Below are 12,148 nucleotides of genomic sequence, written 5' to 3' on the forward strand. Positions count from 1 at the left end.
GAGTGTATTATTGAGCAATGATGCTGTCAGATGATATTTATATGATGCCACTTTCGTGACGGAAGTCGTCTTTTTATCTCAATTTCCAACCCAACAGCGCAGATCGAAAATAGTTTCGGCGTTTCTGAATAAAAAACGTAATGTTGAGGACGAATGGACATTCCATCCATCCTCAACATCGGTGCTTTTTAGTGAATTGCGTTCAGCACATGATTCACAAGTGCATCGGCATTCTGTTCAGGCGTCGCCTTGTCTGCCTGAATATGCAGATCGGGCTTTGTCGGTGCTTCATAGGGCGCACTGATGCCCGTGAAGTTTTCGATCTTTCCAGCACGCGCCGCCTGATACAGTCCTTTGGCATCGCGCTGTTCACAGGTACCAAGACTGGTATCGACAAACACCTCGTCGAATTCGGCCCCAATGATCTTGCGCGCCAGCGCGCGATCCGCCGCAAGCGGCGAGATCAGCGCCACGATCACCACCTGCCCGGTGTGGGCAAGGATTTTCGCAACTTCAGCCGCGCGACGGACATTTTCATGACGGTCCGCCTCGGTGAAGCCCAGATCGCTGCACAGACCCATGCGCAGGGTGTCACCATCCAGCACACAGGCATTGATGCCGCGCGCGAACAGCTTTTTCTCCGCCAGACGTGCAATCGTGCTCTTGCCAGCGCCCGAAAGGCCGGTCAGCCAGACCACACGCGCGGCATGCCCTTTGCTACGTGCACGTTCCTGAGCGTCAAGCTCGCCACCTGATGGATGGATGGCATGTTTGCCGTCCAAGGTCGCAGGACCGAGCAGGGGCGCACCGCCAACGATGCGCTGGTTGCGGTCCACAAGCACACCACGGCCGTCAGACGTGCCGGGGGCGAACGGGTCGAACTGAATGGCTTCGCCCGCCACCAGAGTGACTTGCGCAAAGCCTTCCGGACCGACTTCCTCAGCCTTCTGTTCCGTTAGGTCATCCAGTCGCATGACGGAATCGATGGACGCCACAGTGACCTGATGCTCCGCCGTGGCCAGCCGCAGACGGAAGCTTTCGCCTGCCCGCAGAGGTTCCTGACGCAGCCAGAAGATATGCGCATGGATGCGGGCTGCTTTTTCAGGTGCTTCGTGCGGCAGGAAAAGCAGATCCCCACGAGCCGGAATGACGTCGGGCTCAAGCACGAGGGCGATGGATTCACCCGCTTCCGCTTCTGGCCGTTCGGCGGCATGCCAGCGGGCGATTTCCTTCACTCGGGCCGTGCTACCCTGTGTGCCGATCTGGAGCGTGTCGCCCACGCGCACAACGCCACGTTCGACACGCCCGGCGACATAGCGCACGTCTTCAAAGCGATAGACGTCCTGCACAGGCATACGGAAAGGAAGCGCTGCGCGCGTATTGCCGCTGGGAACCGCAGCGAGCGCTTCGGTCAGGATCGGCCCCGTATACCACGGAGAACGCTCCGAACGGCTGGCGATGTTGTCGCCATCACGGGCCGAAGCCGGGACGAATAGGGAAGGCGTCAGGCCGAGTTGCGCCAGCAGGTCCGTCACAGACGCTTCCACAGTCTTGATCTTCTGTTCATCGAAGTTCAGCAGATCGGCCTTGTTGAGCAGCACGATGATGTGACGGATGCCAATCAGACGCAGCAGCATGGCGTGACGGCGCGTCTGTTCCTGCGCGCCTTCATTGGCGTCCACAACCAGAACGGCGGCTTCAGCGTCCGCGGCACCTGTGATCATGTTGCGCAGGAACTGGCGGTGTCCCGGGGCATCCACGATGACGAACTGGCGGTTGCCCATGCGGAAGGGAATGCGCGTGGAATCGACCGTCACGCCCTGATCACGCTCGATCTGAAGGCTGTCGAGGAGGAAGCTCCACTCGACGGCTAGGCCGCGCTTTTTCGAAGACTCAACGATCTGCGCGACTTTGCCGTCCTGCAGATTGTCGGTGTCATAGAGCAGGCGGCCGATCAGCGTGGATTTGCCATGGTCAACATGGCCCACGATCACGATCGGGGTTGCGGAATCCAGCAGGGCTTCGCGATCTGCGGCGTCGAGGCGGGTGGCGGTAAGAGTATCGCTCATGATGTCAGTTCCAGCCTCTCTCAGAGATAACCTGCGACGCGTAGCCGCTCGAATGCGTCTTCCGACTCATGATCCATGGCGCGACCGGCGCGCTCGGACGTCTTGGTCGTCTCCAACTCGGTGATGACGTCCGCCAGCGTGGCAGCGTTGCTCTCGATAGGAGAAGTAATGTCGGCATCACCGAGCGAACGATAGCGTTCGCCGTTTTTGGCGAAATAGAGATCGACCAGCGGGATGCCTTCGCGCTCGACATAACGCCAGATGTCGATCTCGCGCCACGAAAGCAGCGGATGCACGCGGATATGCATTCCGTCTTCATGCGGGGTGGCGTACTGGTCCCAGAACTCGGGCGGCTGGTTGCGGATATCCCACTTATGGGACGCGCCGCGCGGGCTGAACACACGCTCCTTGGCGCGCGTGCCCTGTTCATCGCGACGGATGCCGGCGATCACGCCCTGAAGCTTGTGCTTCTCGATCATGGTGGCGAGACCGGCGGTCTTGCGGGCGGCAGAGCGGGCGGCCGGCGGCAACGTGGGGTCCATCTCTTCGACAGGAGGACAGTCGCCCAAGAGCAGATCGAGATTCCACTTTTTGGTGTATTCGTCTCGGAATGCGTACATTTCCGGGAATTTTTTGCCCGTGTCCACATGCATGACCGGGAACGGCACACGCCCCATGAAGGCCTTTTTGGCCAGCCAGATCATGACGTTGGAATCTTTGCCAAGCGACCACAGCATGGCCAGCGGCTTGAGCTTGCGATACGCCTCGCGAAGGATGAAGACGCTCTGCGCCTCCAGTTGATCGAGATGGTCCATGGTGCGGAACCTTTCTTCTCTTCTGTCAGGTCGGCTTGTGGATGCCGCATTCAACCTTGGCAAGCCCGGCCCAGCGACCAGCTCGCGGATCTTCGTTTTCACCCACGGGGCGTGTGCAGGGAGCGCAGCCGATGGAAGGATAGCCTTTCGCCGCCAATGGATGCGGAGGCAGACTGCGGCGCGTCATCTCTGCTTTGATCTCGTCGGCTGTCCATTCGGCGAGGGGGTTGATCTTTATCCGGCCACCATCATCGGGTTCGATGATTTCCATACGTTTGCGTGTCGCGGACTGGGAGCGCTTGCGGCCCGTCACAAGAGCGGGATAGGGCAGGGTGGCCGTATCAAGAGGTTCGACCTTGCGCAGGCGGCAGCAGGCGTCCGGATCGAAAGCCCAGAGCTGGCCTTCCGGATCCCGGTCTTCGATCACACGCGGAGCAGGACGCACATCGATCACATTCGTAAGACCCAATGTCTTCGCCAGTTCATGACGGTATGCGATGGTCTCGGGAAAATGCATCCCGGTTTCCAGAAAAAGCACGGGGAGATCGGGGTCGGTTTCCGCCACGAGCGCCAGCAGCAGGGCAGATTCCGCTCCGAAAGAGGACAGAATGGCAAGCTGCCCGGGCAGAACCCGACGCGCGGCGGCGAGAACGGCGTGGGCATCGGTCCCGACGTCGCGAAGCGCTTCGATCTGCTGCTGGGTAACGGTCATGGGACGCCCCTGCTGTTATACAACCAAAATCCGTGATTTCCCGGTCATGTAGGGGAGGAAAACCCCACTGGCAAGAGGCTATTCACGGATTTCCTAGGTGTTTTTTCAAAAAATCCACTATTTCAAATCGTTTTATCGAAGGCGTGCCTTGTCCCCCCGTTCATGCCAAGGTCCATACAGGTGGCTGTCATCATGGACGGTCCAGCCTTCAATGACGGAGGATAGCATGAAACTTTACTACACTCCCGGAGCCTGTTCGCTGGCCTCCCACATCATTCTACGCGAAGCAGGTTTGCCCTACACGCTGGAGCGGGTCGATCTGGCGACGAAGAAGACGGAAACTGGGCAGGATTATCTGAAAATCAACGGACGCGGCGCTGTTCCGGCCATTGAAATCGAACCCGGTGTCGTGATCACCCAAAACCCCGCCATCTTGCAATATATCGGTGACCATTCGGCCGTTGAGGCTTTTCATCCGCCTTACGGCTCGCTGGAGCGTGCCCGTCTGCAGGAAGCCCTTGGCTTTTGTGGCGACCTGCATTCGGCCATCGGCGGGCTCTTTGATTCCACGCTTGAAGGCGCGGCCCGGGAAAAAGTTCTGGCTGCCGTGAAGCGGCGGCTGGGACAGTTCGAAGCCATGCTTCCAGACACGGGTGACTACTGGCTCGCCGCCGGTTTTACACAGGCCGATGCGTATGCCGGTGTGATTCTTTCATGGACAGGACCTCTGAAGATCGATCTCGGTCCTTACAGGAAAGCAAGTACGCTGCTGGCCCGTGTGATGGCGCGACCGGCCGCTGTTGCGGCCCGAAAGGAAGAGGGGCTTTCCTGACGGGATCGAAACGCGACGGGACGATTACTCGTTTTCCAGAACGTCGCGCAGAGACGTCGTGAATGCGCCGGGTGCCAGCGGTTGGGGCTGAGTGGGAGCTGGCGCCCACGCGCTGATGATGGCCAGATGCAGCGGCATGGCAAGGGTGCCATCCGTATCCTGATGTTCGCTGGAGAGCATGTCCAGCGCAGCGGGAAAAAGCAGTCGGGAGGGTGTGCGTCGGTCACGCAGGCTGACGGCATTGCTCTCGCCTGTTGCTTTCAGATCGCGCAGAAGAGCCAGACCGGAACGGTAGCGAATGTCGATGGTCTCCGCATCCACGACTGGAAGGGCAAATCCCGTTCGCTGGAGCAGTGCCGCGCAGTCCCGCAGCGTCGGGAGTGGGGAGACGCGGGGCGAAACCCCTCCGCTGACAGCAAGCTCGGCTTCGCCCAGACTTTCTCGAAGGGCGGATAAAGTCGGCAGAACCGGAACGCTGGCGAGCAGCAAGCCATCGGGGCGAAGCACCTGACGGATCTGCAGCAGGGTGCCGGGAAGGTCGTTCACCCAATGCAGCGACAGATTGGCCACCACCAGATCGAAGCTGTTGGAAGCAAAAGGAAGAAACTCTTCATCGGCGCATACGGACAACACATCCGGGATGCGGTTACGCCGGGCCAGAGCCAATGAGAGATCGCTACAGACCACCTCAATCCCGCGCGCCTGAAGGCCGGAAATCGTGCTGCGGCGTCCACCCAGATCGAGCGCCAGCGGGAAACGGCGGGTCAGATCATCCAGGCGGTCGAGCAGGCGAGCGGCAACATCGTCGAGAACATCCTGCACGCCATCAAGCGTGTGGGCTGCGCGGTCACGGTGCAGGCGCACGGCGTGACGGTCAAAGGTGAGGTGTGGCTCGGACATGTCTTTCAGGATGTGCGCCCGCTCAAACATTCTGCCAAGAGGTGGAGCGTCAGTTGGCGGAATTGTGCATGGTCGAGGAGTGAAAATGGAGCAGAGCCGGCTATGGAAAGCGGCCCGTAAGGTGGGGCGGTTCGCGCTCGATCTGGTGTTGCCTCCCACCTGCGCCATCTGCGGCACCGAGATCGACCAGCCCCGCGCCTTGTGCGCGACCTGTTTCGGGCGACTTCATCCGATCGGACAGCCTCGCTGCGATCAATGCGGCGTTCCGCTGCCTTCCGCCGCACATCTTGGGGCCGATGCGCGTTGTGTCTCGTGCGAACTGCATCCACCGCCATGGTCCCATGGGCGCGCGGCTTATGTGTATGACGAAGGATCGCGCGATCTGATCCTTGCCCTGAAATATGCGGACCGGACGGAAAACGCTGCCTTTCTGGCGCGGCAGATGGCCCGGGCGGCAGATGACATTCTGGCCAAAGCGGATTGGCTTGTGCCGGTGCCGGTTCACTGGCGGCGGCTTCTTGAGCGCAAATACAATCAGGCCGCGCTGCTCGCCCGAGCCGTGGAACGGCTGACGCATGTGCCCGTGCTGGTGGATGCCCTGCAACGTCCACGCGCTACCGGACGGCTGGCACAGTTTTCCGCAACGGCAAGAGCGCAGGAGATGAAAGACGCCATCACCGTACGGGCGTCGCGGGTGGCGGTGCTCAAAGATCAGCATGTCGTGTTGGTGGACGACATTCTCACGACCGGGGCGACGGCCACCGCCTGCACGCAGGTTCTGCTGGCGCATGGCGTTGCATCGGTCTCGCTTCTGGCGGCCGCACGCACACAGCCGGACCCGCAGGAAGACGTCTCGCGTCCGGAATCAATGCGGCAATAAAGCAAAGGCTCTGTCTGGGGCGTATGACAGACAGGCAGAAATGAGTATGATCTTCCTTCAACCAATCGACGCTTTTGAGGAATGAAACCGGCACAATGAGCGAACGGATCGAGATCTACACCCAGCCGGGCTGCCCCTTCTGCATCCGGGCCGTGAACCTTCTGAAACAGAAGGGAGCGTCTTTTCACGAGATCAATGCGCCGCATGGCACGCCCGAACGTGAGGAATCCCGTAGCCGTTCGGGGGGGCGGACGACGGTTCCGCAGATTTTCATCGATGGCAAACCCATCGGGGGCTGCGATGATCTGTTTGCATTGGAGCGCAGCGGTAAACTCGACGCCCTGTTGAAGGCTGGCTGAGAGCGGAGCTTTCATGATTCACTATCAGCTCCGTTGCGAAGGAGGGCACGAGTTCGAGGGATGGTTCCGCAACTCTGACGCCTTCGAGGAGCAGGCTCAGCGCGGACTGCTATCCTGTCCTCTGTGCGGTACGACGCGGGTGGATCGTGCGCTCATGGCGCCCGGCATTAGAACGGCCCGCAGTTCAGCACCGCCGAAGGAGGAAAAAACAGCTCCATCCGCAACGCAACCTGTCGAAACGGATGGCAAAATTCCCGATGTGGCTCTGGCTCTCCTGCAGCGTTTACGGCATGAGGTGGAAACGACATGCGAAAACGTGGGCAATGGGTTCGCCGATGAGGCGCTGCGCATCCACCGGGGGGAGGCAGAGGAGCGCGGGATTTACGGCGACATATCGGAAGACCAGCGTGAGATGCTTGAAGAAGAAGGCGTAGCCGTGCAGCGTCTTCCTTGGGTGCCTCGCGCAGACGGATAGTCTGATAAACAGACATGAGAGTCGGCACGATGGCCGGACAAACTGGAAAGGCAGAGACGTGACCACTTCTGTTCTCGTAAAAGACAGACAACGGACGGGAATGATTCCAGCCGCTGCAATGTGGCGCTCTCTCGTGGCGGTCACTCTGCTGGCGGCTTGCGCCTTGACGCCTCCCGCGCATGCTCAGGACGTTGCGGCAAACAGCAATCCCACCAAGGATGTGCAGGGTGTGTGGATCACGGAGAAGCACGATGGCGCTTTTCGTATCGCGCCGTGCGGGGATGCCATCTGCGGCACGCTTGTCGGACTGGATTACAAGGATAACGAGCCGGTTCCGACCGGCAAGGACGGAAAGTCCGAGTGTAACCTTGTCATGCTGACCGGCTTCCGTCCGCAGGAAGAAAAATCCGAGCGGTTGGGCGGCAAGATTCTCGATCCGGATACGGGAAATGTCTATCAGGCGCAGATATGGTCGCCGGAGCCGGGTGTGTTGAAGCTGCGTGGCTACGTCATGATCCCGCTTCTGGGGGAAACCCGGACGTGGACCCGCTATACGGGCAAGATCGGTCCAGGCTGTCGTCTGCCGCAGAACTGAAATCGTTGTTTCTGTCGCCACTCATGGGCAACGGCTGAAACCGACGGCTCGGCGTCGCCCTGAGTGAAGGAAAACAGAGGAGTTACGAGGGCAACAGCCCTATTGTGCATCATGGCCGTTTCGTTTCATGCAGCACGCTCGAAAAGTCTGAAATGGCTGATCGTGGCGCTCACTCTCATCGGCTTCTGGGGGCAGATCGCCCTTCAGGGAGTGATGCTGCCCGGAGATACGCCGCGTGGAGCGATCCTGCGGCTGACGGGAATCGATATCGGCTCTGTTGCGGGTGTTTCCACGTCGCCCGCTCTTAATCACTCTCTCGCGTCCCACGCCCATTCTCATCATGACATGAGCATGGAGCCGTCATCTCACGATGCGATGATGGCAGCCGATCATGCCGAGCATGATCACGGTAGCGGGCACGATGCGGATTGCCCTCTGTGCCCGCTGCTTCTTCTGTTTGGCGTTCTGGTGGGAAGTTTCGTCTTCCTTCCCAGTATTTCCTCGGCGTGGCTTGCCATGCGGCGTCGGCATCGTCAGCCACGCGCGCCGCCCGCCTTCACGCTGGCCGTTCCGCCAGCGACCGGACCTCCCATCCTGATCTGACGTGCTTTTCCTCGTCACGGCCATGCTGCCGGGCGGGCGTTTGCGCGCCTGTCCGGAAGTGGGACGTGACCAGTTTTCACGCCCGCATCAGGACAGACCTTCATGTCTGCTTTCATCTCTTCCCGCGGCGGCCATGCGCTGTCGATCGGGTCGCTTGGCGTCGTAAGCGCTTGCGTACCGCTGTTCGTGTTTCTGATTATCCCGGCTCATGCTGAGACGACGCATCGCGTTCAGCTTCTGTCCAATACGGCCTCCACACCTAATTCTTCCGCAAAAGAGGTGGTGTCGGCCCGAAAGGACAGCGCTCCGAAGGCGGCGGAGTCCGGTAAGGTCGAACACATCATCGTCACGGCCATTCGCAAGTCGTCCGAGCACAGTCCGGACACCACCAATCTCTTTCGTCACAGTTTGGGGTTCAGCAGTTATTCGGCAGGCGGCGTTTCGGCGCTCCCGGTTCTCAACGGCATGGCCGACGACCGGGTGGCGACCATCGTGGACGGCATGCGTATTGATGCGGCCTGTCCCAATCACATGAATCCGGCTCTGTCGTATGTGGACCCTGATTCTGTGTCCACGGCCGTCGCCATCGCGGGAATCACGCCCGTCAGCATCGGTGGCGACAGTATTGGCGGCACCATTCAGGTCGAGCGGCGGGATCCGATCTTCTCGTCCGATGGCAAGCTGCTTGTGACCGGTCATGTGCGGGGCGATTATCGCAGCAATGGGGGCGGCTCGGGCGCATCCGGCTCTCTCACGGTTGCCAACGACATGTTCAGCCTGCGCTACACTGGCTCCTATGCCCATGCGAGCAACTATCGTGCGGGCGGCAGCGGGCGGCAGGTCCGCTCCACCAGCTACCTCACCTTCAACCACGCGGTGACGGCCGGTTTTCGCAAGGATAACCATCTGGCGTCCATCACCTTCGGTCAGCAGGATATTCCCTACGAAGGCTTTCCCAATCAGTGGATGGATATGACCAACAACCGTTCGACCTACGTGAACGGCAAATACAAGGGGGAGTTCGACTGGGGCACGCTGGATGCCCGCGCATGGTGGCAGCGCGTCGATCATGTGATGAACATGATGAACGACAAGGGCGGCCATACCGCCACCACCGGTATGCCCATGAACACGGACGCCCGTTCCGTGGGCTATTCGCTGAAAGCCACCATTCCGCTAGGTCCGTCACACACGCTCAAGCTCGGCAGCGAATTCGACCACAACGGCCTCAATGACTGGTGGCCGGCTCTACCCGGCAGCATGATGATGGGGCCGAACACGTTGCACAACATCAACAATGGGCACCGTGATCGTCTCGGTCATTTCGTGGAATGGGACGCGCGCTGGCTGCCGCGTCTTTCCACTCAACTTGGTTTTCGCAACGATCTGGTGATGATGAATACGGGCGATGTCTCTCCCTATTCCTGGACCGGCATGATGTCGATGGCGGATGCCGCGGCTGCGCGCGCGTTCAATGCCGAGAAACATGGCCGCACGGACACCAATTTCGATGTGACGGCGCTTGTGCGCTGGAAGCCGCTCGACAGCCTGTCGATCGAGGGAGGCTATGCCCGCAAGACGCGCTCTCCCAACATGTACGAACGATACGCTTGGGGGCGCGGCGGCATGACAAGCAGCATGATCGGCTGGTTCGGGGATGGGAACGGTTACGTTGGCAACCTCCACCTCTCTCCTGAGGTGGCAAATACGGCAAGCGTCACCGTGACCTGGCATGATCCGACCGACAATGCGTGGGAGGTGAAGGTGCAGCCGTACTACACCTACACGCACAACTACATCAACGTGATGCGGATCGGTTCGTTCTCGGACGGACGACAGAAGCTCCAGTTCGTCAATCACAATGCCCAGAGCTACGGAATCAATGCTTCGGGTCGTCGTCGTCTGTGGAAAAGCGAAGCTTACGGCACAGGTGAATTGCGGGCGAACGTCAACTGGGTACGTGGGCAGGATCTGGTCAATCACTCCGGTCTTTATCAGCAGATGCCCACCAACGGTTCGATCAGCCTGCACGAGACATGGCACAACTGGTCCGGTCGTGTGGAAGTCACGCTTGTGAAGCGCAAAAGCACGGTGGACTGGGTGCGCGCCGAACCTCACACGCCGGGATATGCACTTTTGGGGCTTGGTGGCAGCTATCGGTGGCGTAATTTCCTGCTGGATGCCAGCATCGAGAACATTTTCAACCAGAAATACTATCTACCGCTGGGTGGGCTCGGGATCGGAGATTACAAGGCCACCGGCCTGCCACTGGGGCCGGTAGCCGGAATGGGCCGGTCCTTCAACGTCAGCCTGACGGCCTCGTTCTGACGCTTGGTGTTGCGGTGTTCGTGAGGGAGACGGCGTTCGTTGCCTCCCTCACAACGGCATGCCCATTCGGCGCACGAGGTGCATGGTCAGCAGGTAGAGCACAAATGTCAGAACACAGCCCAGAAGAAGAGCGACGTAGAATCCTGTTCCGTGTTTCATCAGCCAGGGAATGAGCAGAAACATCGGAAGAGAGGGAATGACGTACCAGAACGTCGCGAAGACATGGGTTTCCATGCGTTGCGCGTCGTGCGTCTCCAGCCATAGCCAGAGCATTCCGAAAACGGACACAAGGGGAAGGGACGCGACAAGAGCGCCCGCTGCCGGGAACCGTCGCGCAATGCTGGAAGCCAGCGCGATCATCAGGCCGGACAGGACGACCTTGAAAAGAAAGAACATGTGGCCCTGACAGATAACTGAAAAAGATAAGCCTACACTGTCTTCCCTTGAGAACGGAATGCGGTGCTGGCCTGTCGGTGCATTCCTGTCACGACACGACAAACGCACGGAACGATTAGACGCAGTGTCGGATCGGCGTATGCTGTTCTTCATTGTCCGAACCGATTGCCGAGGTCGTTATGTTCGCAATGCAGCTCTCAAAGCCCCGCACGCCGCTCGAATGGGTCGAAGTACCCGATCCGCAGCCCGGTCCGGGGCAGATCCGTGTGAAGGTGGGGGCGTGCGGTGTCTGTCGTACAGACCTGCATGTGGTGGATGGCGATCTGACGCATCCGAAACTGCCGATCATCCCGGGACATGAAATTGTTGGACGGATTGATGCGCTTGGCTCCGGTGTGACCGATCTCAAGATTGGGGAGCGGGTGGGTATCCCATGGCTGGGGCACACCTGCGGCCATTGCTATTACTGCGATGAAGGCAAAGAGAATCTCTGCGATCATCCTCTCTTCACCGGCTACACCCGCAATGGCGGCTATGCCACGATGACGGTTGCGGATGCGCGTTACGCCTTTCCTTTGGGGGAGGAGGGAGACGATGTCTCGCTGGCGCCTCTTCTCTGCGCCGGGTTGATTGGCTGGCGTTCTTTGTCGCACACGGGAAATGGCAAGAAAATCGGTCTATATGGTTTCGGTGCCGCCGCGCACATCATTGCGCAGGTTCTGAAATGGCAGGGGCGCGAAGTTTACGGCTTTACGCGCCCGGGTGATACGAAAACGCAGGATTTCGCCCGTTCGCTTGGAGCGGTCTGGGCGGGTGGCTCCGATGAGCTTCCACCGGAGCCGTTGGACGCCGCCATCATTTTTGCGCCTGTTGGGGCTTTGGTGCCTGCGGCCCTCAAAGCCATCCGCAAAGGAGGCCGCGTGGTCTGCGCCGGCATCCATATGAGCGAGATTCCGGCCTTTTCCTATGACATTCTGTGGGAAGAGCGGGAGATCGTCTCGATTGCCAATCTTACACGTCAGGACGGCATCGATTTTCTCTCACTTGCACCGAAGATCGGCATCAAGGTGAGCACGACGACCTATCCTCTGCGTAAGGCAAATGAGGCGCTGGACGATCTCCGACATGGTCGGTTCGAGGGAGCTGCCGTTCTGGTTCCATGATGATGAATAGGCGCTCCGCTC

The 12,148-nt window shown here is 59.7% G+C and carries 13 protein-coding genes; 8 read left to right on the plus strand and 5 right to left on the minus strand.

Annotated features, from left to right (window positions below; translation table 11 throughout):
• Window positions 1-188: 188 nt before the first annotated feature.
• Genes cysC through GOB87_RS01460 form a run of 3 tightly spaced genes read right to left on the minus strand, consistent with a single transcriptional unit; the run spans window position 189 to window position 3,596 of the window.
• Complete coding sequence (gene cysC, locus GOB87_RS01450; protein ID WP_166312769.1) at window positions 189-2,069, minus strand: adenylyl-sulfate kinase; 1,881 nt, start codon at window positions 2,067-2,069, stop codon at window positions 189-191.
• 20 nt (window positions 2,070-2,089) lie between these two features.
• Window positions 2,090-2,884 carry a sulfate adenylyltransferase subunit CysD gene (cysD, locus tag GOB87_RS01455; protein ID WP_166312770.1) on the minus strand — a complete coding sequence of 265 codons (795 nt, stop codon included), beginning with the start codon at window positions 2,882-2,884 and terminating at the stop codon, window positions 2,090-2,092.
• 25 nt (window positions 2,885-2,909) lie between these two features.
• Window positions 2,910-3,596: a phosphoadenylyl-sulfate reductase gene (locus GOB87_RS01460; RefSeq protein ID WP_166312771.1), complete on the minus strand. Its 687-nt coding sequence runs from the start codon at window positions 3,594-3,596 to the stop codon at window positions 2,910-2,912.
• Window positions 3,597-3,822: 226 nt separating this feature from the next.
• On the opposite strand from GOB87_RS01460, the gene GOB87_RS01465 reads away from it, so the two are divergent.
• Complete coding sequence (locus GOB87_RS01465) at window positions 3,823-4,428, plus strand: glutathione S-transferase N-terminal domain-containing protein (RefSeq protein ID WP_166312772.1); 606 nt, start codon at window positions 3,823-3,825, stop codon at window positions 4,426-4,428.
• A 24-nt stretch (window positions 4,429-4,452) separates the two neighbouring features.
• Here the strand turns inward: GOB87_RS01465 and GOB87_RS01470 are convergent, their stop codons facing one another.
• Window positions 4,453-5,328: a methyltransferase domain-containing protein gene (locus tag GOB87_RS01470; RefSeq protein WP_166312773.1), complete on the minus strand. Its 876-nt coding sequence runs from the start codon at window positions 5,326-5,328 to the stop codon at window positions 4,453-4,455.
• Window positions 5,329-5,413: 85 nt separating this feature from the next.
• Between GOB87_RS01470 and GOB87_RS01475 the strand changes: the two genes are divergently transcribed.
• The 6 genes from GOB87_RS01475 (at window position 5,414) to GOB87_RS01500 (ending at window position 10,568) form a co-directional block, all read left to right on the plus strand.
• On the plus strand, window positions 5,414-6,208 hold the full coding sequence (locus tag GOB87_RS01475; protein WP_166312774.1) for a ComF family protein: 795 nt from the start codon (window positions 5,414-5,416) through the stop codon (window positions 6,206-6,208).
• Window positions 6,209-6,303: 95 nt separating this feature from the next.
• Window positions 6,304-6,567: a glutaredoxin 3 gene (gene grxC, locus GOB87_RS01480; protein ID WP_166312775.1), complete on the plus strand. Its 264-nt coding sequence runs from the start codon at window positions 6,304-6,306 to the stop codon at window positions 6,565-6,567.
• Between the two features lie 13 nt (window positions 6,568-6,580).
• On the plus strand, window positions 6,581-7,042 hold the full coding sequence (locus tag GOB87_RS01485; RefSeq protein ID WP_166312776.1) for a DUF1178 family protein: 462 nt from the start codon (window positions 6,581-6,583) through the stop codon (window positions 7,040-7,042).
• A 58-nt stretch (window positions 7,043-7,100) separates the two neighbouring features.
• Window positions 7,101-7,637 (plus strand): DUF2147 domain-containing protein, encoded by a 537-nt coding sequence (locus GOB87_RS01490; protein ID WP_264805501.1) that lies wholly within the window; start codon window positions 7,101-7,103, stop codon window positions 7,635-7,637.
• A 111-nt stretch (window positions 7,638-7,748) separates the two neighbouring features.
• Window positions 7,749-8,240, plus strand: coding sequence for a DUF2946 family protein (locus GOB87_RS01495; protein ID WP_166312777.1), 492 nt, complete (start codon window positions 7,749-7,751; stop codon window positions 8,238-8,240).
• 102 nt (window positions 8,241-8,342) lie between these two features.
• Entirely contained in the window at window positions 8,343-10,568 is a 2,226-nt protein-coding gene (locus GOB87_RS01500; RefSeq protein ID WP_166312778.1) for a TonB-dependent receptor, read from the plus strand.
• A gap of 48 nt (window positions 10,569-10,616) precedes the next feature.
• On the opposite strand, the gene GOB87_RS01505 is transcribed toward GOB87_RS01500, so the two are convergent.
• Complete coding sequence (locus GOB87_RS01505) at window positions 10,617-10,964, minus strand: DUF3147 family protein (protein WP_166312779.1); 348 nt, start codon at window positions 10,962-10,964, stop codon at window positions 10,617-10,619.
• 179 nt (window positions 10,965-11,143) lie between these two features.
• On the opposite strand from GOB87_RS01505, the gene GOB87_RS01510 reads away from it, so the two are divergent.
• A complete protein-coding gene (locus tag GOB87_RS01510) occupies window positions 11,144-12,127 on the plus strand; it encodes a zinc-dependent alcohol dehydrogenase family protein (protein WP_166312878.1) in 984 nt (327 codons plus the stop codon).
• Window positions 12,128-12,148: the final 21 nt, after the last annotated feature.

Source organism: Acetobacter estunensis (assembly GCF_011516945.1).
GTDB lineage: Bacteria > Pseudomonadota > Alphaproteobacteria > Acetobacterales > Acetobacteraceae > Acetobacter > Acetobacter estunensis.

Coding starts and splice junctions, on each gene's coding strand:
- cysC (WP_166312769.1), bottom strand. CDS start 2,069: ATGAGCGATACTCTTACCGCCACCCGCCTCGACGCCGCAGATCGCGAA.
- GOB87_RS01465 (WP_166312772.1), top strand. CDS start 3,823: ATGAAACTTTACTACACTCCCGGAGCCTGTTCGCTGGCCTCCCACATC.
- GOB87_RS01505 (WP_166312779.1), bottom strand. CDS start 10,964: ATGTTCTTTCTTTTCAAGGTCGTCCTGTCCGGCCTGATGATCGCGCTG.
- GOB87_RS01470 (WP_166312773.1), bottom strand. CDS start 5,328: ATGTCCGAGCCACACCTCACCTTTGACCGTCACGCCGTGCGCCTGCAC.
- GOB87_RS01460 (WP_166312771.1), bottom strand. CDS start 3,596: ATGACCGTTACCCAGCAGCAGATCGAAGCGCTTCGCGACGTCGGGACC.
- grxC (WP_166312775.1), top strand. CDS start 6,304: ATGAGCGAACGGATCGAGATCTACACCCAGCCGGGCTGCCCCTTCTGC.
- GOB87_RS01475 (WP_166312774.1), top strand. CDS start 5,414: ATGGAGCAGAGCCGGCTATGGAAAGCGGCCCGTAAGGTGGGGCGGTTC.
- GOB87_RS01495 (WP_166312777.1), top strand. CDS start 7,749: ATGGCCGTTTCGTTTCATGCAGCACGCTCGAAAAGTCTGAAATGGCTG.
- GOB87_RS01510 (WP_166312878.1), top strand. CDS start 11,144: ATGTTCGCAATGCAGCTCTCAAAGCCCCGCACGCCGCTCGAATGGGTC.
- GOB87_RS01485 (WP_166312776.1), top strand. CDS start 6,581: ATGATTCACTATCAGCTCCGTTGCGAAGGAGGGCACGAGTTCGAGGGA.
- GOB87_RS01500 (WP_166312778.1), top strand. CDS start 8,343: ATGTCTGCTTTCATCTCTTCCCGCGGCGGCCATGCGCTGTCGATCGGG.
- cysD (WP_166312770.1), bottom strand. CDS start 2,884: ATGGACCATCTCGATCAACTGGAGGCGCAGAGCGTCTTCATCCTTCGC.